This window comes from Gluconacetobacter entanii, from assembly GCF_013155425.1.
Taxonomy (GTDB): domain Bacteria; phylum Pseudomonadota; class Alphaproteobacteria; order Acetobacterales; family Acetobacteraceae; genus Novacetimonas; species Novacetimonas entanii.
The window spans coordinates 20310-45154 of record NZ_JABJWD010000012.1; the positions used below are offsets into that span (position 1 = coordinate 20310).

Below are 24845 nucleotides of genomic sequence, written 5' to 3' on the forward strand. Positions count from 1 at the left end.
CAAGGGGAGTAGATACATATGCCAACAGTCGGTCAGGATCGGATCGATGGTGCGGGCGCCGGTTCGCCCACCGGGGCCGCCGGGGCGCGGGCGGGTTCGGGCGCTCACCGTCACGTTGGAACCCTGTATCTGTCCCTTGCCGTCGTGGCCGGGGCGGTGGGCGGCATGCTTGCCGTCGCGCTGCAGGCGGGCCTGCTGCCGCATGACCTGCTGGCAAACTGGGGCGGGGGCGACGCCGATGGCATGTGGGAACGCATCGCCACCCGCCATGGCATGATGATGGTCTTCTTCTGCGCGCTGCCGGCCCTGTTCGGCGGGTTCGGCAACTGGTTCGTGCCGTTGCTGACCGGGGCGCGGGACATGGCGTTCCCCCGTCTCAATACCATGTGCTGGCTTGCCGTCGCCGGCAGTTTCATCCTCGCGCTGCTGGGCCTGTCGGTCGTGACGGCACCCGCCATTTCGATTGCGGCCCTGCTGCTGTGGTGCGTGGGCATGCTGGGGATGGCGATCAACATGGTGGCGTCCGTCCTGAACATGCGCGCGCCGGACATGCGCCTGCGGGATATGCCGGTGTTCGTGTGGGCGCAGGCGCTCACCGCGATGATGCTGGTCATGGTCGTGCCCGTGCTGGCCGGTGCGCTGACGCGCATTGCACTGGACGGGGGCGATGTCTTTGCGCATCTCGACACCGTGCTGCGTGCCTTTGCCGGGCCGGAAATGGCGCTGCTGCTGCTGCCTTCCATCGGGATCGTCAGTCAGGTGGTGGAGACGTTCTGTGGCGTGCCCCTGCGTGGGCGCATGCAGGTGGTGGGGGCGCTGACGGTCATGTCGGTGGGTGGTGGCGCCGTCTGGACGCATGACCTGTTCAATGGCGGGCTGGGCGCGTCCGATGGATATCATGCCGTTGCCGAACTGCTGGTGATCCTGGCCCCTGTCGTCATGGTGCTGGGCGCATGGGCGGCGACGGTGCTGGCGGGACATGTGCGTTCCAGCCTGCCGATGGCATGGGCGGCGGGTTGCGCCGTGCTGCTGGTGGCGGGGGGTGTGATGTCGCTCCTGCCCGGCGGGATGGGCGACGTGCATGCGGCCACCGTCTTTGCCGCCGTGTTCGCCACCTTTGCCGGTTTCTATTACTGGGTGGGCAAGATGAGCGGCCATGTCGCGCCGCGCCTTGCCGGGCAGGTCCATTTCATCCTGACGGCGGCGGGCACCATTGTGTCGCTGATGGCGCATCAGGGGACGCTCGCCGTGGCAGGCGCAATGCTGATGGGGGCATCCATCGTGGTGTTCGCCGGGGTGGTCGCCGCGACCTGCATGCGCGGGCGTGGGCATATTGCCGCCAATTACTGGGGTGAGGGCGCGCGGACGCTGGAATGGACGCTGCCGTCGCCCGTCAGCATGGACAGGGGGAACGGGGCATGAGTGGTTCGGTCGCATCGGCTTCGGAAAACCCGGCCTATCCGGTTTCGGTTGTCGGGACGCAGGCGCGCGACTGGTTCGTGCTGCTCAAGCCCCGGGTAATTTCCCTTGTGGTCTTTACCGGGGCGGCGGGCCTCGCCATGGCGCCGGGACACCTGAACCCCGTGATCGCGGCCATCAGCATCCTGTGCATCTGCATGGCGTCGGGTGCGGCGGGTGCGATCAACATGTGGTACGACCGCGATATCGACGCGGTGATGAAACGCACGGCCACGCGTCCCATTCCCGACGGCCGCATGCGCCCTGATGAAGTCCTGGGCTTTGGCATCGGCCTGTCGGTGGCGTCGGTCATCCTGATGTGGCTGGCGACGAATGCGCTGGCTGCCGGGATCCTTGCGTTTTCGATCTTCTTCTATGCCGTCGTCTATACGATGTGGCTGAAACGTTCCACGCCGCAGAACATCGTCATCGGTGGCGCGGCAGGTGCGTTCCCGCCGATGATTGGCTGGGCCGCGGCGACCGGGTCGCTGACGGTGCTGCCGATTGTCATGTTCGGCATTATCTTCCTGTGGACGCCGCCGCATTTCTGGTCGCTGTCGCTTTATGCGTGCAAGGATTACGGACGGGCGGGGATTCCCATGCTGCCGGTCGTGCGTGGCGCGCGGCATACGCGGTGGCAGATCCTGTGGTACACCATCATCCTGATGGCGGTGACGCTGGTGCCCTCCGCAATGCACCTTGCCGGGTGGCTCTATACGCTGACGGCGACTGTCCTTGGGCTGGGCTTCATCTATCGCGCGATCGGCGTCCTGCGGGACCGTCAGGATGCGCAGGGCGTCAGCCAGACGGGTGACCTGCCCGCGCGCAAGGCGTTCCGGTATTCACTGGCTTACCTGTTCCTGCTGTTCTGCGGCATGCTGGCGGACCATTTCCTCATCATGCAGTGATGGGCGGCCTGCCGCGTGTGCCTTTATCCAAGAAGGGATATTGCAATGTCATCGGATAACGCCCCTGTGGCGCGTACCCCGGCCGAGGAATATGCCCGTCGGCACAAGGGCCGTATCTATGGCGTGGCCCTGACGCTGGGGGCGCTGGCGACGATCCTGTATGTGCTGAGCCTCGTTCGGATCTGATCCGAAAACCGACAAGAAGTTTTTGGTGAAGCTTTTTTCAAAAAGCTTCAAAAGATGCCGCCTTTTTGGAAAAAGGCGGCATCCAAAAACTCTTATTCATTCTTCATGAGGTTGCCAGAACCAGCCCATAAAAAAAGGGTGGTCCGACATATGCCGGGCCACCCTTCTTCTTTTGTTATGTGCGGATCAGCGTGCCGTCTGCTGGATGGCGGACAGCAGCCACATCCCGCCGCGTGAACTGCGTTCGAACGTCCACAGTTCCGTCACTGTCTGGCGTTCGGTCGAACTGCCGTCGATGACATGGCCCATCGTGTCGGTGGTCATGTCGATCAGGGAATACCGCATGGCCACCGTGGCGAAATCCATGCCGCCTTCCTGCCAGCTTTCCGTCAGGTCGCCATTTTCAAACCGCACGTCCGACACGACATTGCGTGCGCCACGGCTGGCGAGGGCGGTCAACTGGCGGCTGAAGTAATTGACCATCTCCGGCGTGGCCATGTGCTGCAGCGCGCCAAGGTTCTGCTGGCTCCACGCGGTCTGGATATTGATCAGCGCCTGCTGGAACGCCTGATAGTCGGCAGCCGTCAGCACAAGCTGCTGTGTGCCTGCGCCCGCAGGTTGCTGCGGCGGGGCGGCAGCGCCACCCCCGGTCAGGCCGGACAGTCCCGGCAGGCCGGAGGATGTGCTGCCCCCCTGTCCCGAAAAGCGGCGGATCAGCCACCGGACCACGAAGAAGACCAGCAGAAGCTGGATCAGCAGGCCGAGGATCCCGCTACCGCCCATGCCGCTGCCGAACATGCCATGTCCGAAGACCATGCCGAACAGGCCCGCGCCAAGCAGTCCGCCGGCAAAGCCGGTGAGGAAGGGATGGCGGGGCCGCCCCATCATCGCCGCGGCGCCCGCGCCGTAGGGCATGCGCGTGGCCGCGCCATAGGGCGCCGAGGGGCTGCTGCGCGGGGTCATGGTCTGCTGGAACGGGGTTGCGCCATAGGGGGCCGTGGCCGTGCGGGGCGGCGCGGAGTAGGTACGCGACCCCCTGCTGCCCATCGACATGCCGCCCCCGGCGCGCGCATCGGCGGCCACCGGATGGACAAGCAGGGGAAGGGCCGCCAGCGCGGCGCTCAGGCTCAGGATGATGCGTTTACGGAGCATCGGTCGCGAATGGGTCTGTTTCATCTGCGTCAGGGTATCTGGTATCCTGCGATAAGGCGATCCCGACGACTGCCGACGGAACCGTGGTTTATTTCAATATGGGGTTTAATCCGTCGATAAACAGGGGGCAGGGGACATTATCGTGTCCCCTGTCGCACAATTCATGCGCCCGCAATCATCATGTCATCAATCCGCACGGTCGGCGCGTTGGTGACGCGGCGGAACTGCAGGTCACTGGCGGGTTGCATGCGGGCGAACATGTCCACAAGGTTGCCCGCCACCGTCAGTTCCGCCACAGGCTCCGCCAGTTGCCCGTCACGGATCATGAACCCGGCGGCCCCACGGCTGTAATCGCCGGTGATGCCGTTGATGGCCGATCCCATCAGTTCGGTGACATAGATGCCTTCGCCAATATCCGCCATCAGCTCCTGCGGCGTGACCGCACCTGGCTGCATGTACAGGCTCCCCAGCGAGGGCGAAGGCGGCGACGACGCCCCCCGACTGGCGCAGCCATTGGACACCAGCCCAAGCTGCCGCGCGCTGCGCGCATCGAGCGCCCATGTCTGCAGCACCCCGTCCTTGACGATCGTCAACGGTTGCGTCCGCACGCCTTCGCCATCGAACGGGTGCGCGCCCAGTCCCCGCACACGCAGGGGATCGGCAATGATGGTGATGCCCGCATCCATGATCCGCTGGCCCATCCGCTCCTTGAGGAACGAGGTGCCCCGGGCGATGGAAATGCCGTTCACCGCGCCAGAGAGATGGCTCAGCAGGCTAGTGGAAATGCGCGGGTCCAGCACGATGGGCATCCGCCCCGTGCGTGGCCGGACGGGGTTGAGGCGCGCGACCGTGCGTTCGCCCGCATGCCGCCCGATGGTGGCCGCGTCCTCCAGATCCGACAGGTGCACCGCCGAATGGTAATCGTAGTCGCGCTGCATCCCCGTGCCCTGTCCCGCCACAACACTGGCGGAGATGGAATGGCTGCTGCGTGCATACGCGCCGGAGAAGCCCGCCGAGGTCATCAGGAGGATATCCATGCGACCCGCGCTGGCGGAGGCGCCGTTGGTGTTGCTGACCCCCCTGATGGCAAGGGCGGCGGCTTCCGCCGTGCGGGCGCGTTCGATCAGGTCGGCGGTGGAAGGCTCCGCCGTGTCCAGAAGGTCCAGTCCCGCCGCATCGACATGGCCATGGACGGCCTGGTCGCACAGGCCGGCGAACCGGTCCTCCGGCACGACGCGCGCCATCGCCAGCGCCTGGGTCACCAGTGGGTCGAAGCGCGCGGGATCAAGGCTGGTGGCCGACACGATGGCCGAACGGTGGCCGACGAACACCCGCAGGCCAAGGTCGCAGGTTTCGGAACGTTCCAGTTCCTCCGCCATGCCATTGCGCACCTGTGCCGCATGGGCGACCCGGGTGATGTAAACCGCATCGGCCGCATCCGCGCCGGCGGCGCGCGCCTGGTTGAGCAGGGTCGAAATGAGGTCGAGCGGTTCCGGTGTCATCGGGCGAGGATCTCCGCAACTGTGGCGACGTGGGGCATGTGCCTGACCGGCCCCAGCGATGTCAGGGTGGGGGTGCCGTGGAAGACGCGGGCGGCCACGCGCTGCACATCGGCGATGGTGACGGCGTCGATCCGCTTTACCGTTTCATGGGTGGGGATCAGGCGGTCGAAGATCTGCAACTGCCGCGCCAGTTGCTCACACCGGCTGCCGGTGCTTTCCAGTGACATCAGCAGCGAGGATTTCAACTGCGCGCGGGCGCGGTCAAGTTCGTTCTGCGCCACCTGTCCCTGCACCTTGCGCAGTTCCTCCAGCGTGACCGGGATCAGGTCCGCGACCTGGGATTCGCCGGTGCCCGCGTAAATCCCGAACAGCCCGCCCTGACGGAAGGGGGCGTTGAAGGAATAGACGGAATAGACCAGGCCGCGCTTTTCACGGATTTCCTGGAACAGGCGCGACGACATGCCACCACCCAGCAGCGTGGACAGCAGCAGGGCCGGATAATAGTCGGGATCGCCGTACCCGACCGACGGGAAGCCCAGCACGATATGCGCCTGGTCGAGGTCACGCTGCTGCGCGAACTCGCCCCCGACATAGCTTACGCCGGGGCGCGGCGGGATGGCCGTCTGCGGCAGGTCACGGAAATGCTGCTCCACCATTTCCACCACATGATGGTGATGCAGGTTGCCCGCCGCCGCGATGATGGTGTTGCGCGCGGTGTAATGCGTGCGCATGTAGGTCATCAGCGTCTCGCGGCTCATCTCCCGGATACCGGCCTCCGTGCCCAGCGTGGGACGGCCCATTGGCTGGTTGGGGAAGGCGGTTTCCTGGAAATGGTCGAACACGATGTCGTCGGGCGTGTCGTTGGCCTGTCCGATTTCCTGCAGGATCACGCCGCGTTCGCGCTCCAGCTCATCCGGGGCAAAGCTGCTGTGGGTCAGGATGTCGCCGATGATGTCCACGCCAAGCGGCAGGTCTTCCTTGAGCAGCTTGACGTAATAGGCGGTGTGTTCGCGCGCGGTGTAGGCGTTGATGTGGCCGCCGACATTCTCGATCTCTTCCGCGATGCCCGCTGCCGTGCGTGTCGCCGTGCCCTTGAACGCCATGTGTTCGAGGAAGTGGGAAACCCCGTTCTCGCTCGCGTCCTCGTTGCAGGTGCCGGCGGCGACATACGCCCCGAAGGAGGCGGTTTCGACACGCTCCATCCGTTCGGTGACAACGGTCAGCCCGGAAGGCAGGCGGGTAACATTGATGAGGTCAGTCATTCGGATCCTGAAGGCCCGGCCGGGTTCACTGACCGGCAGGGCCATGTTGGAGAAATCAGGGAAGGAAGCGGGACGACCGGCGGGTCAGCTATTCTTCAGCACCGCAGCGCGCACCTTGTCCTCGATCGCGCCGAGGTCGGCGGCCACGACCTCGTAACGCTCCGGACGGTCGAACAGGTCCGCGAGCGCATCGGGCAGGGCCGGACGGATGCCGATCGCCTTTTCCATCGCGTCGGGGAATTTGGCGGGGTGCGCGGTCGCCATCGCCACCATGGGGATGCCCGGTTCACGGAATGCGCGCCCCGCGGCGATGCCGATCGCGGTATGCGGGTCGGCCATGTACTGGCTTTTTGCATGCAGGCGGCGGATTTCGGCCACCGTCGCGTCATCATCAAGTGCGACGCCATGGAACAGCGCATTGGCCCTGTCCCATACCGGCGTGGGGACATGCATGCGCCCGGTTTTGCGGAACTCCGTCATCGTGCGCGCGCACGCTTCGGCGTCACGGTCGAGCAGTTCGAACAGGAGACGTTCGAAATTCGACGACACCTGGATATCCATCGACGGCGACAGGCTGGGCACGACGCCGTGGATGGACATGTCGTTTTCGTTGAGGAAGCGCGACAGGATGTCGTTGCGGTTCGATCCCACGCACAGCGCGCGCACCGGAAGCCCCATCTGGCGCGCAACCCACGCGGCCAGCACGTTGCCGAAATTGCCGGTCGGCACGGCGAACGCCACCTCCCGGTCCGGCGCGCCCAGCGCCAGCGCGGAATAGACGTAATACGGCACCTGGGCCGCGATTCGTGCCCAGTTGATGGAATTGACCGCAGACAGGTGCATGTCGGTGCGGAACGCGGTGTCGGCGAACATCGCCTTGACCATGTCCTGGCAGTCGTCGAACGTGCCCCGGACCGCAAGGTTGGTGACGTTGGGTTCCAGCACGGTCGTCATCTGGCGGCGCTGCACGTCGGATGTGCGTCCCTCGGGGTGGAGGATCACCACGCGCAGGCGTTCGCGCCCGCGACACGCCTCGATCGCGGCGGAACCGGTATCGCCCGAGGTCGCGCCGACGATGGTCACATGCTCGCCCCGCTGCGTCAGCACATGGTCGAACAGGCGGCCAAGCAACTGCATCGCCATGTCCTTGAACGCCAGCGTCGGGCCGTGGAACAGTTCCTGCACGAACAGCCCGTCCTCCACCTGCGTCAGCGGCACGATGGCGGCGTGGTCGAAATGGGCATAGGCGTCGCGGCACAGCCCCGCCAGTACGTCGGGTGCGATGGAGCCTGCAGTGAACGGCGCCATCACGCGCGCGGCGAGTTCCGGATAGGGCAGGCCACGCAGGTCACGCCACTGCTGGGGCGAGAATTCAGGCCAGCTTTCCGGCAGGTACAGTCCACCGTCCTCGGCCAGGCCAGCCAGGAGCACGGACGAGAAATCGCGGACAGGGGCTTGTCCCCGGGTAGAAATATAGCGCATGGGTCCGATCATAATGCCATCTCCCCACGGCGCGAAGGGGCGCGTGGGACTCGATTGCCCTATCCTGAACGATTTTGCGGCGGGTGTGTCAGAATTTCGCTTCGGGCAGGGCAGCGACATTGATGCGGTAGACATGGACCGGCCATGACACCTCCATCTTCCCGCCATCGAGCGCGGGCGTGCGGTCAAGCTGTGCCGCAGGCACATACAGCATCCCGTCCGGCGTGACATAGGACCCCGCGGGCCAGTGCAGGCGCGGGTCGGTCACGATGCGTTGATAGATCCGCCTGGGCGTCAGGCGGAAGATGCTGCTGGTGGACACGTCATTGAGGTAGAGCGTCCCGTCCGCCCCCACGGCGATCCCGCCATAAGGGGGGGATTTGTACCACAGCGTGGGGCTGTCCTCCAGTTCGATGGGCGTGACCTTGGGGTCGATCAGCACATCGGTGCCAAGCTTGTAGATCGGGCCGCTGAGCGGTTCGAAATACAGCCATTTCTCATCCGGGCTGATGGCCATCTGGCTGACATTGATGATGGCGGTATGGCCCGACTGGTTCTGCATCACGCGCCCGTCGGGGCCAAGGATCGGCCGCCCCGCCGTCAGCGCGGGGTTATGTTCCATCAGCCGCCGCTGCCCCTGGCCGTCAAGGTCTGCGACAATCAGCGCGGGCACCCCTTCGTCACCGATATAGGCATGGCCATTGCCCACCCGCATCGTGGACAGGAGGCTGTCGGGACGCAGGGCGGCGGCGTCGATCGCCCATGTGCCCTTCACCTGCCCGCTGGCGGCGTCGATGCGCACGACCTTGGGCTGTGCGCGCGTCCCGTCGGCGGCGATCCCGCTGTCGAGCACCCACAGCGTCCCGTCCGCCTGCAACTGGATGTCCGCAGGTGCAACCAGTCGCTGCGTCGCGGGTGTCGTGGGGTCGTTCCACGTTGCGTCGGGATAGGGGACAGGCTGCTGCCCGGGGGCGAGGATGACAAGCCCGCCCTGCCTCACGCCGGTCCATGCCGGGGCCAGCGCGATCAGCCGTCCGTCAGGCAGGGTGATGACACGCTCCCACGTCGCGGTGGTGGAGGTGGCGACTTCCTCCATCGGGGCGGACGGGTCCAGCGGCGGCGCGGGCTTGGCCGCGTGCGCGCCGGATGCGTGCGCTAGGGCCAGTGCGCCCGCAAGGGCGATGGCGGCCCCCGCATGGCGGGGATGATACGGGCGGGACGGGACGGAATCGTGACTGGACATTGTCCGCATGTCGCCATGAACCGCCCCCGAAGGCAAGGGGCCGCGCGTGATGGCGGCTATCCGCGCGCCTATTCCCCGCAATAGCGATGGCGCAGGTGCCGCAGGTAGGCCTCCGGCCCCGGCGGTGCGCCGGTGGCGTCGCGTACGATGTCGCGCATCGACGCACTGCTGGCGCGGTGATGGACATGGGTGCGCAGCCATGACAGCAGAGTGGAGAAGTCCCCGCGCGCGATATCGTCCATCAGGCCCGGATGCGCCTTCTGCGCCGCCTCGCGCAGTTGCGCCGCGATCATCGCGCCAAGCGTATAGGTGGGGAAATACCCCCACGACCCCGAAGGCCAGTGGATGTCCTGCAGGCAGCCAAGGCGGTCCTCCGGCACGCGCAGGCCCAGTAGGGCATGGATGCGTTCGTTAAACGCCGCCGGCAGGTCGCGCAGCGCCATCCGCCCGTTGATCAGCGCGGTCTCCATTTCATAACGCACGAGGATATGGGCGGGATAAGTGACCTCGTCCGCGTCCACGCGGATGAAACCGGGATGCACGCGCGTGACCTGCCGGTGCAGCGTATCGGCCGACCATTCGGGAGCCTGCGCATCCCCGCCCAGCGCACCGGCAATGACCGGGGCCGCCCATGCCATGAACTCCGCCGAGCGGCAGACCTGCATTTCCATCAGCAGCGACTGACTTTCATGCAGGCTCATCCCCCGTGCCGCACCAACGGGTTGGGAATGCCACGCGCGCGGCAGGCCCTGTTCATACAGTGCATGCCCGCTTTCATGCAGCACGCCCATCAGGGCATTGAGGAAATCATCATCCTCGTACCGCGTGGTGATGCGCACGTCATCTTCCGCCCCGCCGCAGAAGGGATGCAGGCTGACATCCAGCCGCCCGCGCGTCATGTCGAAACCCACGGTGCGCATCATGGTCTGGCCCAGCGTCGCCTGTGCGGTCGTGGCGAACGGCCCGCGCGGCAGGGTTGGCGCAGGGTGCGCGCGCTGGTGTTCCAGCGCACCGGAAATCAGCCCCGGCAGTTCGGTGGCAAGGCGTTCGAACACCGGGTCGATATCCGCCTGTCGCGTGCCCGGGTCATACTGGTCCAGCAGCGCGTCATAGGGCGAAAGCCCAAGTGCCGCCGCCTTGGCGTGGGCGACTTCGCGCGTGCGTTCCAGCACTTCACCCAGATAGGGCAGCAGGCTGGCGAAATCGCTGTCGCGGCGTGCAGTGCGCCATGCCATCTCGCACCGGGACGCCGCGCGCGACGCCGCCTCCACCAGGTCGGGGGGCACGGCCATGGCGTGGGCGTGCAGCCTGCGCATCTCCCGCAGGTTCGCCGCCTGCCACGTATCCGCAGGTTCCGCCGCCGCCGCCAGAAGGTCGGCCATGTCCGGGCCGGTCATGATGCCATGGTGCAGGACCGACAGGGTCGCGATGCTTTCGGCCCGGCTGTCGGCGGCCCCCGGGGGCATCATCGTATCCTTGTCCCAGCCAAGAATGCCCAGAGCGTTGGCGATATGCCCCATCCGCGCAAAGCGGCGGGTCAGCGTGTCATAGGCATCCTGTGCGGAGGGGGCGGTCACGGGGTCAGGCATGGAGGAATTCCCGGCGTAAAGGAGTCGTTATCAATTGCGCCCTAGCGTGGCGGCCTCGGACGCAACACGCAAGCAGGGACGGGTTCACCCATGCCGCAAAAGGCAGGCGACATGATCGAACAGGGCCTGCGCCTGCTGGCGCAGGGACAGGCGCAGGCGGCGGGCGGGCATTTCCGCGCGGTCCTGCGCCGTGACGGCAGCCATGCCGGGGCGCTGCACGGGATGGCGTGCGTCGTGCGCGCCTGCGGGCGCGACGACCTTGCCATCGGGCTTGCCGGCCGTGCGATCGAGATCGAGGGCGCGGCCCATTATTACGTGACACTGGCGCAGGCGCTGATGGCGCGCGGCCATGTGGTGCAGGCCCGCGCGGCGGTGAATGTCGCCATCCTGAAGGCCCCGCGTGATCTGGCGGCGCGCGCGGCGCAGGCCCGCATTGCCGAGGAATCGCACGATTTCGCCACGGCGGAGACCGCGCTGGCGCAGGCGATCGCCTGTGGCGGTGTCGATGCATGGCGTCCGCGCGCGGACATGGCGCGCTTCCTGTGGCGCCGGAACCGCCGCCCCGATGCCCTGTCATGGATGCGCAGGGCCTTTCACCTTGCCCCGGCGCAGGACAGGCTCCTGTTCCATGAACTGGTGGAGATGCTGCTTGGCTGTGGCGAGGTGGGCGAGGCGCGCGCCAGCCTGGAGGCATGGCTGCTTCACCTGCCCGATGACGCGGTGGCGGCGGGCAACCTTGGCGCCGTCCTGTTCGCGCAGCGTGAATACGCCGCCGCCCTGCCATGGCTGCGCCGCTGTGTGGAGGCCGGGGCGAATGCGGAGGCATGGAACAATCTGGGCCTGACCTTCATGGCGCTGGGCGATGTGGCGCGTGCGCGGCGGGCGCTGGAACAGGCCTGCGACCTGCGGCCGGGCGACGGGCGCATCGCCGCGAACCTCGCCACCGTGCTGGCGGAGCAGGGGGAGGACGCGCCCGCCGCCGCCCTGTGCCACGCGGTGATGGAGGATACGCGCACTGATGCGCAGACCCGCGCACAGGCGCGCTTCAACCTCGGCACGCTCCTGCTGGGGCAGGGGCGCATGGCCGAAGGCTGGGAATTGTGGGAGGCACGGCACGCGCTGCTGCCGCCCGACACGACGCATTATCCCGTCCTGCCCCGTTGCACCCGCGCGATGCTGGCCGATGGCGCGGGCACGACGGGGGACCGGATCGTCGTGCAGGCCATGCAGGGGATGGGCGATACGATCCAGTTCCTGCGTTATGTCCCGATGCTGGCGCGCAGGCGGCGCGTGGTGCTGGTGCTGCCGCCCGCGCTGCATCGACTGGCGGGCAGCCTGCGTGACCGCACGGGGGTATCGGTGGCCCGCCGCATGGAAATTATCGCCCCGAATGACGAATATCCACGCGGGGTTGTGGCGCGGTGCGACCTGTTCAGCCTGCCGCACCTGCTGGGGGCGGACGCGCACCCCCGTCCGGTGGGGGCGTATCTCGGCCCGGTGGTGGCGTCACGCGCGACGCAGGATGTCCGGGTGGGAGTGTGCTGGTCTGGGAATGAACGCTACCGCTTCGACCGTCTCCGCTCGATCGGGGCGAAACGGATGGCGATGCTGGGGACGGTGGAGGGCGTGACCTTCGTCAGCCTCCAGCATGGGGCGGGGGATGCGGACCTGCCGTTTCCGATGGAAACACCCTCACTGGGCGATGTGATGGATACGGCGTGCGTTATCGCCACGCTGGATCTGGTGATCTGCGTCGATACGATGGTGGCGCATCTGGCGGGGGCGATGGGACGGCCGGTCTGGCTGCTCAACCGTCATGGGGGGGACTGGCGCTGGTCCGCCGCACTTGATGGCGGGGCGGCGTCGTCATGGGGACAGCGCGGCAGTTGCTGGTATCCGCACCTGCGGCAGTTCCGGCCCACGCAGGCCGCGCCCCCGCCTCATGCGTGGGACGGGGTGATGGAACAGGTCCGCCACGCACTGCACCAGTGGCGCGACGCGCGGCGCGACGTCAGATCGTGACGGTGTCGAGTGCGGAGGTCATGCGGGTTGCATCGGCCTCCGCCTTCTGAAGGCCGGCAAGCAGCGTCTGGCGGATGGTTTCCAGCCGGGCCTTGTCCGTGATCTTCAGGCCGAACAGGTCCTTGACGTAGAAGACGTCAACCGCCCGCACGCCATAGGTCGTGATGTGGGCCGATGCGATCTGCAGTTTCTGGTCGCTGATGGTCGCGGTGATGTCATGCAGCAGGCCGGGGCGGTCGCGCCCGTTGATTTCGACCACCGTGCAGGCATTGGACGCGCGGTTGTCGATCACGACGCGCGGCGGCACATGGATGGCGCGCATGCGCCGTCCGCTGCCGCGCCGCCCGCAGGTCGCGATTTCCCTGTTGATGTTAAGCTGCCCCGACAGCGCCTGCTCCACCAGCATCGACAGGCGGGCCAGTTGCTGCGGTTCCTCGAACGCCGCGCCATCGGCGTCCTGCACCCATAACGTGTCGAGCGCCATGCCGTTGGTCATGGTGTGGATGCGCGCATCGACAATGGACGCCCCCGCGATGGCGACCGCGCCTGCGATGCGCGAAAACAGGCCCGGATGGTCGGCGGCATAGATCGTGACCTCTGTCACGCCCCGCGCCGGAATCGGCTGGGATTCGACCGTCAGCGGGGACTGCCGGGCCTCGGATTCGGTAATGAGCTGGATATGGCGGCGGTGGGTGTCGCGGTCGAACGACAGCCAGTAACTGCCATAGCCCAGTCCCATGAAATGCGCGATGTCACCTTCGGGCAGGCCATCTTCGGCCAGCCACTGCGCCGTCGCCGCCTTGGCGCGCGCGACGCGGACATCGCGTTCCGTCGTCGCCATGCTGCCCTCCAGCACTTCGGCCACGCGCATGTACAGTTCGTTGAGCAGCGTCGCCTTCCACGCGTTCCACACGCGCGGGCCGACCGCGCGCATGTCCACGATCGTCAGCAGCAGCAGAAGGCGCAGGCGTTCGGGCGACTGGATGATGTCGGCAAGGTCGAGGATCGTCTTGGGATCGTCGATGTCGCGCTGGAACGCCGTGTGGCTGAGCAGCAGGTGATGCAGCACCAGCCACGACACGGTCTCGGTCTCCTCGCTGTCCATGCCCAGTTCGGGACAGACATGCAGCGCGATTTCCGACCCGATTTCCGAATGGTCCCCGCCGCGTCCCTTCGCGATGTCATGCAAAAGGACCGCGACATACAGCGCCCGGCGTGAATGCAGGTTGCGCGCCAGTTCATAGGCCAGCGGGATCTCGTCCGCCATCGACCCGTGCTCCACCCGCTCCAGGATGCGCAGCGCGTCGATGATGTGCTCGTCCACCGTGAAGACATGGTAGGTGTCGAACTGCATCTGCCCCACGACCCGCGACCAGTCGGGCAGCAGGCGCCCCATCAGGCCGGTTTCGTTGAGGATATGCAGCCAGTAGGCGTTCCCCTTGCGGCGCCCTTCGTCCATCTGGTGGAAACTCGGCGCGTCATCGCCCTGCACGGCGGCGGGCGGCGTGCCGGCGGCGCCATGGCGGGCACGTTCGGGCGGGGCGCCACACATCAGGTCGAGGAAGATGGAAGACGCCTCCGCATTGCCGCGCAGGGTGGCGGCATGGCGTTCCCAGCGGATCAACTGCTGCATCGCCAGCGGATGGATCGGCAGCTTGCGCTTCTTCGCCCATGCCAGCAGGCGCATCATCTGGATCGGTTCATGTTCGAACGAGGTGCCGCGTTCGGGCAGGATGCGCCCGTCCATCACGGTGAATCCCGCATCGCGCATCTGCGCATCCGCCTGCGGCGCGTTGGCGATGGGGCCAAGCGCCTGGCGCAGCACGGCGGGTTCCAGCACCAGTGTGAGGCGCATGACCTCGCGCACCGTCAGGAAGTAGTGGCGCATGAAGCGTTCTACGCCAACCTGCCGGCCATGGCGGGTATAGCCCATGCGCCCGCCGACGACAGGCTGCACGTCGAAGGTCAGGCGTTCCTCCGCCCGGCCGGAGACGTAGTGCAGGTGGAAACGCACGCGCCACAGGAAATCCCATGACCGGCGCGCGCGCTTGGCCTCCTGTTCCGTCAGCAGCCCGAGCGCGCTGAACCCCGGCGCCAGCAGGTCGGAGACGTGGCGCGTGCCGAACGTGTAGCGGCACATCCAGTACAGCGTCTGCAGGTCACGCAGGCCACCGCGCCCTTCCTTGACATTGGGTTCGACGAGGTAGGGGCTGTCGCCGAAACGGTGGTGGCGGGCGGCGCGTTCGCGTCGCTTGTCGGTGATGAAGCACGCCGCCCCCGCCGTGACGCAGGCCACGATGTAGCGGGCCTCGAACATCGCGAACAGGGCGGCGTCCCCCGCCAGCAGTCGTGCGTCGAGCAGCGTCGTGCGCACGGTGGTGTCGGCCTCGGCCTCCGTGATGCATTCGTCGATGGTGCGGGTCGCATGCCCGACCTTCAGCCCGAGGTCCCACAGGAAATACAGGATGTATTCAACGACGCCGCGCACCTCGTCCGATGGTTCGTCCGGGGTCAGGAACAGCAGGTCGATGTCGCTGAAGGGGGCGAGCAGCCCACGCCCGTACCCGCCCGTCGCGGTGATGGCGAAGCTGATCTCCCCCTTTGCGTGCGACTCGGCGCGTACGCTGCGGGTCGCGAATTCGCACAGCGTGCGGATCATGCCATCGGTATAGCCCGCCAGCAGCTTGCCCGCGTCCGCGCCGCCAAGCCGGTGCGCCTCGAATTCCTCGCGCACATGGGACTGGAACCGCGCAAGATGCCGGCGGAACAGGCTGATCGCCTCCTCCCGCGGGAGTTCCGGGGCATAGGGAGCGTTCAGCCCCAGCGCATCGCGCAGGGCAAGGGTCATGTCCTCGACGGTGGAGGAGGCGTGGGCATGGCTCGGCATCGGGGTATGATCGGCGTCCTTTGGGGCGAATGGGCCGGACAAGTGTGCCGGTCTTTACGGTTACGGGTCCAGATGTTCCTTACTGGAATGTAGGAGTTTTTTTAACCGGTAAAGGGCGTCGAGCGCAGCGCGCGGGGTCAGTTCGTCGGGATCGAGGGTGGTGACCATCTCGATCACTTTTTCCGGCAGCGCGGGCGTCGCCTCCGGCGCGGGGGCTGCCGTGTCGATCCGCTCGAACAAAGGCAGGGCGGGGGCCGCGGCATGGCGTTCCTTCTCCAGCCCCGCCAGAAGCCGTCCCGCGCGGCGCACCACGGGTTCGGGCACCCCGGCAAGCCGCGCGACATGCACGCCCCAGCTACGCCGCGCGGTGCCGGGGATGACCTCGTGCTGGAAGATCACCTCGCCCTTCCATTCACGCACGCTCATGGTGTGGGGCGACAGGCGCGGCAGGCTTTCGGCCAGTTCGGAGAGTTCGTGGAAATGGGTTGCGAATATGGCCCGGCACCGCAGCGTCGAATGCATGGCTTCGAGCACCGCCCACGCGATCGCCAGCCCGTCGAGGGTCGCCGTCCCGCGCCCGATCTCGTCCACCACCACCAGGGAACGCGGCCCCGCCTGGTTGAGGATGGCCGCCGTCTCCGTCATTTCCACCATGAAGGTGGAGCGTCCGCGCGCAAGGTCATCCGACGCCCCCACGCGGGAGAACAGGCGATCGACAATGCCGATGCGCGCCGCCTTCGCACAGACCGGCAGCCCCGCCTGCGCCAGGATGACCGCCAGCGCCGTCTGGCGCAGGAACGTGGACTTGCCCGCCATGTTCGGCCCCGTCAGCAGCATGACGCGCCGGTCGGGCGACAGGTCGCAGCTATTGGGGGTGAAACGCGCGTCACGCGGCAGTGCGGCCTCCACCACCGGGTGGCGGCAGTCGGTCAGGTCGAACGTGGTGTCATCGCTGATGGCGGCACGGCACCATGTCCCGCCCCCGGCCAGTTCGGCGCACGACTGCACGATGTCGAGCACCGCAAGCGCCGAGGCGATGTCGGGCAGGGCGGGTTCGGCGAGGATGCGCTGCACCAGTTCGCCAAACAGCGCGCGTTCGCGTGCGGCCGCGCGTTCCGCCGCCTCGATGATGCGCTGGTCAAGGCTGACGAGGCGGTCGGTCGAAAACCGCGCCGCACTGGCGGTCCCCTGGCGCAGGATCAGGTCCTCGCGCCCCTTGATGCGTGCGGAGGCGGCGGACGGCACCTCGATCACGTAGCCAAGCTGCGCATGGTGGCGGATCTTGAGGTTGGAGATGCCGAATTCGTCGGCATATTCCTGCTGGAGCGCTGCGATGATCCGGCGGCTGCCATCGCGCAGTTCGCGTTCGCCATCAAGTTCGGCGTCATATCCGGTGGCGATGACGCCCCCATCCTCCAGCCGCGCGGGCAGGCTGTCGGACAGGGCGCGCGCCAGCAGGGCCTCAAGTTCCGTTGCCTTGTCGAGGTGGGCTGTGGCGCGGGCGACAAGGGCGGGGATGTCCGTGCTTTCGCGCACGATGCGCGCCACCTCGCGCGCGGTGGACAGGGCGGTGCGGATGGCGGCGGCGTCGCGTGGCTGCCCCCGGCCCAGCGACAGGCGGCCCAGCGCGCGCGCCACGTCCGGGGCGGGACGCAGCGCATCGCGCAGGGACTGGCGCACCTGCGGCTTGTCCAGCAGCCACGTCCACGCGTCCTGCCGCGCGGTGATGCGTCCTGTCTGGGTCAGGGGGGCTGCGACCCATTCGCCAAGAAGCCGGCTGCCTGCGGCACTTACGGTCCGATCGACCGCGGCGAACAGGGTATGCACGGTTTCTCCGTCGCGCGTGCGCAGCAGGTCGAGGCTGGCGCGCGTGGCGGGATCGAGGCCAAGGACCTCGCTGCTGTCATGGGGCTGCGGGCGTGACAGGCGCGGCAGTTGTCCCGCCTGGCTGCGGCGGATGTAGTCGATGGCGGTCGCGCCTGCCATCGCCTCGCCGTCGGAGAAGGTGCCGAAGGCGTCAAGGCTCGCCGCGCCAAAGGTCTCGGCCATGCGGCGGCGCGCGGCCTCGGCGTTCACGGGAATGACGGGGGGCGCGCGGCGGGGGGCGAAATCGCCCAGCGCAATGTCGTCGGCGCACAGGATTTCCGCCGGGTCAAGGCGGCCCAGCAGGTCGAACAGCCCGTCGGCCGGGACGCTGGCGGTTTCGAACAGGCCGGTGGAAATGTCGATCCACGCAACCCCCAGCCGTCCCGTGCCGCGTTCGGCGACGACGCAGGCCAGCAGGTTCTGCCGCCCGGCCTCAAGCAGTTCGTCTTCCGTCAGGGTGCCCGGCGTGACCAGCCGTACGACCTCGCGCCGCAGGGGGCCTTTTGCAGCACCACGCCCCTTTCGCGGGGCCTCGGTCTGTTCGGCGACCGAGACGCGGAACCCCCGGCGGATCAGCCGCGCGAGGTAGGCGGGGGCGGCATGGACCGGCACGCCGCACATCGCGATCGGCGCGCCCGCATGCGTCCCGCGCGCCGTCAGCGAGATGTCGAGCGCCGCCGCCGCCGCCTCGGCATCGGCGAAGAACAGTTCATAGAAATCGCCCATCCTGAAGAACAGCAGGGCTTCGGGATGCTCCGCCTTGAGGGCGAACCATTGCGCCATGGCCGGTGTGGCGCCTTCGGGGGAGGGGATGGTCATGGCATGGATGTGTAAAGAGGACATTCCCGATTTTCCAGACCCAGAATCCCGATCGGCATGAAATAGGGAAGGGCGTTCATTCCGCGCGTGGTGTGGCGCGCAGGCCCAGCCGCCGCGCGATGGCGGAGGTGATGCGCCAGCCATCCATGATGCCCGTCAGGTGCAGCCCCGTGCCATAGGTAAGCGCGGCCACCACCATGACCGCGCCCAGCATCAGCGTCCGTCCCGTGCGGGTCATGTCCATCATCCGCCCCGCCGGTGTCCACTGGCACAGGGCCATGACCACCACCGCCATGATGGCGGCGCAGGCGGTCATGCGCGACAGGCGTGATATCAGGTTTTCAGTCAGGTGCATTGCCCCGTTGCGCAGCAGGATCGCGCCCAGCACGACCACGTTGACGATGGCGGCAAGGCTGCTGGCCAGTGGCGGGCCGACATGGGCCAGCGGGTGCATGAACATCAGGTTGAGCACGAGGTTGAGCGCAAGCGTCCCCAGCCCGATGATGACCGGGGTGCGGGTATCGCCCCGTGCGAAGAACCCGGGGGAGAGTACCTTGACCATCACGAACGCCGGCAGCCCCAGCGCATAGGCGCGCAGCGACTGCGCCGACATCATCGCGTCATGGGCGGAAAACGACCCGTGCCCGAACAGCGTCATCATCACCGGGTCCGCGACAAGGATCAGCCCCAGTGTCGCGGGCAGCGTCAGGACCAGCGCATATTCGATGGCGCGGTTATGGATGGCGTGGGCGTCGTCCAGTTCCCCCCGCGCAAGGTGGCGCGTCAGCACCGGCAGCAGCGTCGTCCCCGCCGCAGCGCCGAGCACGCCAAGGGGCAACTGGTTCACACGGTCGGCGAAATACATCAGCGACACGCTGCCCGCAGGCAGCAGGGTGGCGATGATGGTGTCGATCATCAGGTTGATCTGCGTGATGCCGCTGCCCACCAGCCCGACCGCCATGCGCCCGAGCAGCAGGCGGATGCGCGGCGTCACGCACGGCACCACCGGATGCAGCGTCATGCCCGCGCGGTGCAGCGCGAACAGCAGGATGGCGAACTGGATCACGCCCGACGCCGTCACCCCCCATGCGGCGGCGGGCGCGACCCCGCCGACATAGGGCGGCAGAAGCAGTATGGCCGCGATTCCCACGACGTTGAAGCTGACATACGCCGCCGCCGCCACGCCGAAATGGTGCATGCCGTTGAGCACGCCCGACACCAGCGCCGCCCCGCAGATCAGCACGAGGTAGGGGAAGGTGATGCGGCTGAGCGATATGGCGAGCGTATCGCGCACCCCGTCATGGGCGAATCCGGGGGCAAGCAGGCGCAGCACGCCGGGCATGAAGATTTCGCCCAGCACCATCAGCAGCGTCAGCCATGCGATCAGCACGCTCAGCGTTTCATTGGCGAAGCGGCGGGCCGGTTCGCGCCCCTCCGTCGCCAGCAGGGAGGAGAACAGCGGCACGAACGCGGCGTTGAGCGCGCCTTCGCCAAACAGGCGGCGGAACATGTTGGGCAGGCGAAAGGCGATCTGGTAGGCGTCCTGGACCGGCCCCACCCCCATCAGCGCGGCCAGCAACTGGTCGCGCACAAGCCCGAGGATGCGGCTGAGCATGGTCCAGCCGCCAACCGTCAGGAATCCCCTAAGCACGTGCGCCGCACCCGTGGCCGCGCGGTGATGGCGGCATCAGTGGTCCATGACGGCGCGTTCGACCGCCATGCGGACGCGACGGGATTCGGGCGAGGTGATGGACGAAAACCAGTTCACCAGCGTGCCGTCGCGCCCGATCAGGTATTTGTAGAAATTCCACCGTGGCCGCGCGAGGAAGCCGCCCTGCTGCGCCAGCCAGCGGAACAGCGGGATGGCCTGCGGCCCGCGCACATGGCACTTTGCCGCCAGCGGGAAGGTGACGTGGTAATTGCGTTCGCAGAACGCGCCGATTTCCTGCGCAGTGCCGGGTTCCTGCGCGCCAAAATCGTTCGACGGCACGCCAATCACCATCAGGTCATGGCTGCGCCATGTCGTCCACAGTCCCTGCAATCCCTCGTACTGGGGGGTGAAGCCACATTTCGATGCCGTGTTGACAATCAGGATCGGCTTGCCACGCAGGGTAGAAAGGTCGATCGGCTCTCCGCTCAGGGCGGGCAACGTGAAGTCATACGCACAGGTCATGGGAATTGCTCGGGCTTGGAAACAGGGATGCCGCGTGGCCAGCGGCCTTGGGGGATAGGCGAAGATTCGCCCCCCGCAGTCAAGACCCCTGCCACGCGAAGGCAGGCTTTGCACGGGGGATTTGTGTAAAACCCCTGTAACGTGTGATCCCGACATGGGGGCATGCGTCATGCGATTGCCGCGAACTCCTGCCCCACAGGACGGCTCATCAGGCGCGTGCGTGCGTCCGACAGGTCGATTTCCCCCGCCAGCAGCAGGGCCACGGTCTCGATGATCGGGACGCAGACCCCGCGCGCGCGGGCAAGGGCCAGCAGCGCGGGCGCGGTGGTCACGCCCTCCACGACTCCGCCACCATGGGCAAGGGCCTGCTCCAGCGTCCTGCCCCGCCCCAGCGCGAGGCCCAGCGTGGAATTGCGCGACGCCGCCCCCGTGCAGGTCAGGATCAGGTCCCCGATTCCCGCCAGTCCCGACAGCGTTTCCGCCCGTCCGCCCAGCGCATGCGACAGGCGGCCGAGTTCGGCGAGGCTGCGGGTGATCAGCGCCGCGCGCGCGTTTTCACCAAGGCCCGCGCCGATCGTGGCGCCGGCGGCGATGGCGATGACGTTCTTTGCCGCGCCACCGACCTGCACCCCGGTGGGGTCATCGCTGGCATACAGGCGAAAGGACGGCGTCGTCAGCAGGTCGGCAAGTGCGCGCGCCTGTGTCGCGCTGGCGCAGGCCAGCACGGAGGCGGCGGGCAGGCCACGGGCGATTTCATGGGCGAAGTTCGGGCCGGACAGCACGCCATGCGTCACGCCGGGATGGACCTGCGCCATGATCCCGGTCGGCAGCAGGCCGGTCGCAAGTTCCACGCCCTTGCAGCACGCGATCATCGGCGCGACGGGGGGCACGCGCGCGCAGACACCGCGCAGGTGCTGCGTCGGCACGGCAAGGAGGATCGCATCGGCGCGCGCCGGCATTTCGCCGGACAGGGTGACACGGTCCGGCAGGGGCGCATCGGGCAGGCGGGGCAGGATGCGCGTGTCCGGCAGCGGTTCGGCCCGACGCGCCCACAGATGCACATGCGCGCCCGCCCGCGCCGCCTGTATCGCAAGCGCGATGCCCCATGCCCCCGCGCCGATGACGGCGATATGCGCGCTGTTCATGCCCGTGTGCTCCTGTGGTGGCGTATCGTGACCGCACAGGCATGCGCCCGAACGCGCGCGGCATGCAAGCGTGGAGGAACGGGCCCGGTGATGACGCCGCATGCGACCGGGCGGGAAGGTCGTGTCAGTCCGCCGCACCCGCCGGGGCGAAGCGCGCGGCCATGTCCGACAGGGGCCAGCGCGGGCGCGGGCGCAGGGCGATGTCATCGGGAACGGGCAGGCCATGCGCCCGTGCCTCGTGCATCGTCTCGATCGCGGCCCAGGCCACCATGACCGCATTGTCCGTGCACAGCCGCAGCGGCGGGGCGGCGAACGGCAGGCCCCGCGCCCGCGCGATCTCCGTCAGGCGCGCGCGCAGGGCCGTGTTGGCCGCCACCCCGCCCGCCGCGACCAGGCCCCGCGCGTCGGGCATCATGTCCAGCGCATGTTCGATTCGGTCGGCCACGATATCGCTGACCGCCATCTGGAAACTTGCAGCCAGACCTGCCGCCACGTCATGCGGCAGGGCCGCGCGGTCATAGGGGGCAAGTTTCTGCGCCACCGCCGTTTTCAGGCCGGAAAAGGAGAAATCGCATCCTGCCCGCCCCATCAGCGGACGTGGCAGGGCAAAGGCGGACGGGTCGCCATGTCGTGCGAGGGCCTCGACCGCCGGGCCGCCGGGCCAGCCAAGGCCGAGCATCTTGGCCACCTTGTCAAACGCCTCGCCCGCCGCGTCGTCGATCGTGCCCCCCAGCCTGCGGTACCGGCCCACGCCCTCGACCGCGATGCACTGGCAATGCCCGCCCGACACCAGCAGCAGGAGGTAGGGGAACGGCGCGCCATCGGGCGTGATGCCGGGCAGGCGGGCCGTGAGGGCATGGGCCTCGATATGGTTGACGGCAATGAACGGGCGCCCCAGTGCGAGGGCCAGTCCCTTGGCGAAGTTCGCGCCGACGATCAGGCCCCCGATCAGGCCGGGGCCACAGCTTGCGGCAATCGCGCCGATGCCGGCGGGTTTCATCCCGGCCCGGTCCAGCACGTCGCGCACCAGCGCGGGTAGCGCGCCGAGGTGCGCGCGCGCCGCGATTTCGGGCACGACCCCGCCGAATGGCACATGTCCGGATTGCGTTAATGTCGCCTCTGCCATGATGGTGCCGTCGGCCGAAACGATGGCGCAGGCCGTGTCATCGCAAGAAGATTCAATCGCCAGCACGGGTGATGGCAGGTCGGGTGCGGGGGCTGGGCGCTGGCTCATCGTGCAAAATACCGTCCGTTCGGGGCGAATGTCATCTTTCCTTTATCGCGATGGGGTAATAGACACGCGATATGGATTTCGCAAAGTCTTCCGCCCCCGCTCCGTCGTCCGCGCTGCAGAAAGTCGCGGCCGAGGCCGCTGCACGCCAGCGAAAGGACGCCCCCCGCGCCGAGCCGCACCGCAGGCAACTGCCGCTGAAGGTGGGAACGCGCGCGTCCCCGCTGGCACTCGTGCAGACGCGCGCGTTCCTGACGGTGCTGACGCGCTTCTGCCCGGTCCTGCGCGACATGGGCGCGTTCCAGGAACACCAGATCAGCACGACGGGCGATCAGGTGCTCAACCGCAAGCTGGCGGAAATTGGCGGCAAGGGGCTGTTCGCCAAGGAAATCCACGAAGCCCTGCTCGACGGGCGGATCGATTTTGCGGTCCACAGCCTCAAGGACCTGGAGACGACGCTGCCGCCGGGACTGGTGCTGGCGTGCACCCTGCGGCGCGAGGATGCGCGCGACGTGCTGATCCTTGGCCCCGACTGCCCCACGCCCGACCCGATGGACCCGTATTCCGCGCTTGCCCCCGGTGCGCTGGTGGGATGCGCGTCCGTGCGGCGGCAGGCGCAGATGCTGCATGTCCGTCCCGACCTGCGGTTCGGCCTGCTGCGCGGCAATGTGCAGACGCGCCTCGACAAGCTGGCGGCGCGGCAGTGCGACGCCACCCTGCTGGCGCTGGCGGGCCTGCGTCGCCTGGGGATGGAGGATCGCGCCGACGTCATCCTCGATCCCACCATCATGGTGCCCGCCGCGGGGCAGGGGATCGTCGGTGTGACGGTGCGCGAAAGCGATATCGAACTGCGCGAACTCCTTGCCGCGATCGAGGATTATGAGGCCCGCGCCGTCGCCACGGCGGAGCGCGCGCTGCTTGCGGAACTTGACGGGTCGTGCCGCACGCCGATCGGCGGGTATGCGCGCCTGATCCCGGTGGTGGCCGGGGGCGCGCCGGAACTGCACCTGACGGGTCTTGTCGCGCGGGAGGACGGGTCCTTCCTGCTCAAGCGTTCCATCAGCGGCGCGCCGTCCGATGCCGCGCGCCTTGGCCATGCGCTGGGCCGCAGCCTGCGGGCCGACAGCCCGCCGGACATCTTTGCCGAATAGGCCCCACGCGCCGCCGTTGCGTGACAGGGCGGGCGTGCTGGTGACGCGCCCGCCCCCCGGCCTTGCCGAAACGATGGAAGCCACCGCCGCGCAGGGGTGGCGTCCCGTTGCCGCCCCGATGCTGGATATCGTGTCGTGTCCACTGGCGCCGGGCGGTGCCGCCTCGGCGGCAGCGCCGCCGCAGGCCGTGGTCGTGACCAGCAGCCAGGCCATCTCCGCCATTGCGTTGCCGGACCTTGTGAACATCCCCTGCTATGCCGTCGGGGCCGCGACCGCGCGCCGGGCGCGCGCCGCCGGGTTTGTCCATGTGCAGGTCGCGCCCGAAGGCACGGCGGAGGGGCTGGGCCGGATGCTGCTGGCATGCGTCGTCCCGTCGGCGGGTGCGCTGTTGCTGGCGATGGGGCGGGGATACGGCATGGACCTTGCCCGCGGCCTGCGCGATGCGGGGTTCCGGGTCCGGCGGCGCGTGGTCTATCGCGTGACGCGGCGCAGGCGGCTGGATGCACGGGCCGGTGAGATGCTGCGACGGGGGCAGGCGGGGGCGGTGCTGTTCTACTCCCCCCGCACGGCGCAGGCGTTCATGGAGGCGTTGACGCCCGCCCTGCGCATGGCGCTGGCGCAGGTACGCGCCATCGTCATTTCCGCACGCACGGCCGATGTGCTCGATGCGGCGCAGTGGAAGTCGGTGGAGGTCGCCCCCACCCCTGACAGTGCGGGCATGCTCGCCTGCCTTGGCGCGCGGGGCTGAGGGGCAGGGCACAAAAAAGCC

Annotated in this window: 18 protein-coding genes; 6 read left to right on the forward strand and 12 right to left on the reverse strand. The window is 67.9% G+C overall.

All coding sequences use genetic code 11. The features are described 5' to 3' along the window. Nucleotides 1-18 precede the first annotated feature (18 nt). The 3 genes from HNH97_RS03840 to HNH97_RS03850 are packed head-to-tail and all read left to right on the forward strand — an operon-like array spanning nt 19 to nt 2552. The gene (locus HNH97_RS03840; protein WP_171789932.1) at nt 19-1422 is read left to right on the forward strand and encodes a cbb3-type cytochrome c oxidase subunit I; all 1404 of its coding nucleotides are present in this window, start codon (nt 19-21) and stop codon (nt 1420-1422) included. Then, nucleotides 1419-2366, forward strand: coding sequence for a heme o synthase (gene cyoE / locus HNH97_RS03845; protein WP_171789933.1), 948 nt, complete (start codon nt 1419-1421; stop codon nt 2364-2366). The genes HNH97_RS03840 and cyoE overlap by 4 nt, the downstream gene beginning before the upstream one ends. 45 nt (nt 2367-2411) lie before the next feature. Beyond that, a complete protein-coding gene (locus tag HNH97_RS03850) occupies nt 2412-2552 on the forward strand; it encodes a hypothetical protein (RefSeq protein ID WP_171789934.1) in 141 nt (46 codons plus the stop codon). A 186-nt stretch (nt 2553-2738) separates the two neighbouring features. Here HNH97_RS03850 and HNH97_RS03855 read toward each other — a convergent pair whose 3' ends face one another. From HNH97_RS03855 to HNH97_RS03880, 6 genes are all read right to left on the reverse strand, one after another. Then, nucleotides 2739-3728: a Tim44 domain-containing protein gene (locus HNH97_RS03855; protein ID WP_171789935.1), complete on the reverse strand. Its 990-nt coding sequence runs from the start codon at nt 3726-3728 to the stop codon at nt 2739-2741. Between the two features lie 137 nt (nt 3729-3865). Then, nucleotides 3866-5206: a TldD/PmbA family protein gene (locus tag HNH97_RS03860; protein ID WP_171789936.1), complete on the reverse strand. Its 1341-nt coding sequence runs from the start codon at nt 5204-5206 to the stop codon at nt 3866-3868. Then, the gene (locus tag HNH97_RS03865; RefSeq protein WP_171789937.1) at nt 5203-6468 is read right to left on the reverse strand and encodes a M16 family metallopeptidase; all 1266 of its coding nucleotides are present in this window, start codon (nt 6466-6468) and stop codon (nt 5203-5205) included. Before HNH97_RS03865 ends, HNH97_RS03860 begins: the two co-directional genes overlap by 4 nt. A gap of 84 nt (nt 6469-6552) precedes the next feature. Further along, nucleotides 6553-7950: a threonine synthase gene (gene thrC, locus HNH97_RS03870; RefSeq protein ID WP_171789951.1), complete on the reverse strand. Its 1398-nt coding sequence runs from the start codon at nt 7948-7950 to the stop codon at nt 6553-6555. A gap of 88 nt (nt 7951-8038) precedes the next feature. Next, the gene (locus tag HNH97_RS03875) at nt 8039-9193 is read right to left on the reverse strand and encodes an L-dopachrome tautomerase-related protein (RefSeq protein WP_171789938.1); all 1155 of its coding nucleotides are present in this window, start codon (nt 9191-9193) and stop codon (nt 8039-8041) included. A 68-nt stretch (nt 9194-9261) separates the two neighbouring features. Continuing rightward, nucleotides 9262-10782 (reverse strand): carboxypeptidase M32, encoded by a 1521-nt coding sequence (locus tag HNH97_RS03880; protein WP_171789939.1) that lies wholly within the window; start codon nt 10780-10782, stop codon nt 9262-9264. Nucleotides 10783-10872: 90 nt separating this feature from the next. Between HNH97_RS03880 and HNH97_RS03885 the strand changes: the two genes are divergently transcribed. Further along, nucleotides 10873-12804 (forward strand): tetratricopeptide repeat protein, encoded by a 1932-nt coding sequence (locus HNH97_RS03885; protein WP_171789940.1) that lies wholly within the window; start codon nt 10873-10875, stop codon nt 12802-12804. Here HNH97_RS03885 and HNH97_RS03890 read toward each other — a convergent pair. The 6 genes from HNH97_RS03890 to tsaD all read right to left on the reverse strand — a co-directional run bounded on the left by HNH97_RS03890 (nt 12794) and on the right by tsaD (nt 22928). After that, nucleotides 12794-15691 carry a [protein-PII] uridylyltransferase gene (locus tag HNH97_RS03890; protein WP_407716807.1) on the reverse strand — a complete coding sequence of 966 codons (2898 nt, stop codon included), beginning with the start codon at nt 15689-15691 and terminating at the stop codon, nt 12794-12796. The two genes, HNH97_RS03885 and HNH97_RS03890, sit on opposite strands and share 11 nt — an antisense overlap. Before the next feature lie 60 nt (nt 15692-15751). Then, nucleotides 15752-18376, reverse strand: coding sequence for a DNA mismatch repair protein MutS (gene mutS / locus HNH97_RS03895; protein WP_171789953.1), 2625 nt, complete (start codon nt 18374-18376; stop codon nt 15752-15754). A gap of 76 nt (nt 18377-18452) precedes the next feature. After that, nucleotides 18453-20027, reverse strand: a complete 1575-nt coding sequence (murJ, locus tag HNH97_RS03900; protein ID WP_171789941.1) for a murein biosynthesis integral membrane protein MurJ — start codon at nt 20025-20027, stop codon at nt 18453-18455. A 36-nt stretch (nt 20028-20063) separates the two neighbouring features. After that, complete coding sequence (locus tag HNH97_RS03905; protein WP_110912757.1) at nt 20064-20549, reverse strand: glutathione peroxidase; 486 nt, start codon at nt 20547-20549, stop codon at nt 20064-20066. Nucleotides 20550-20716: 167 nt separating this feature from the next. Then, nucleotides 20717-21733 carry an NAD(P)H-dependent glycerol-3-phosphate dehydrogenase gene (locus HNH97_RS03910; RefSeq protein WP_407716808.1) on the reverse strand — a complete coding sequence of 339 codons (1017 nt, stop codon included), beginning with the start codon at nt 21731-21733 and terminating at the stop codon, nt 20717-20719. 85 nt (nt 21734-21818) lie between these two features. Continuing rightward, nucleotides 21819-22928 (reverse strand): tRNA (adenosine(37)-N6)-threonylcarbamoyltransferase complex transferase subunit TsaD, encoded by a 1110-nt coding sequence (gene tsaD / locus HNH97_RS03915; protein WP_171789943.1) that lies wholly within the window; start codon nt 22926-22928, stop codon nt 21819-21821. A 71-nt stretch (nt 22929-22999) separates the two neighbouring features. Here tsaD and hemC point away from each other — a divergent pair, with 71 nt between their 5' ends. Together hemC and HNH97_RS03925 are read left to right on the forward strand one after the other, a co-directional pair. Further along, nucleotides 23000-24076: a hydroxymethylbilane synthase gene (gene hemC / locus HNH97_RS03920; RefSeq protein WP_110912759.1), complete on the forward strand. Its 1077-nt coding sequence runs from the start codon at nt 23000-23002 to the stop codon at nt 24074-24076. After that, complete coding sequence (locus HNH97_RS03925; RefSeq protein WP_244949291.1) at nt 24066-24824, forward strand: uroporphyrinogen-III synthase; 759 nt, start codon at nt 24066-24068, stop codon at nt 24822-24824. Before hemC ends, HNH97_RS03925 begins: the two co-directional genes overlap by 11 nt. The last annotated feature ends 21 nt before the right edge of the window (nt 24825-24845 follow it).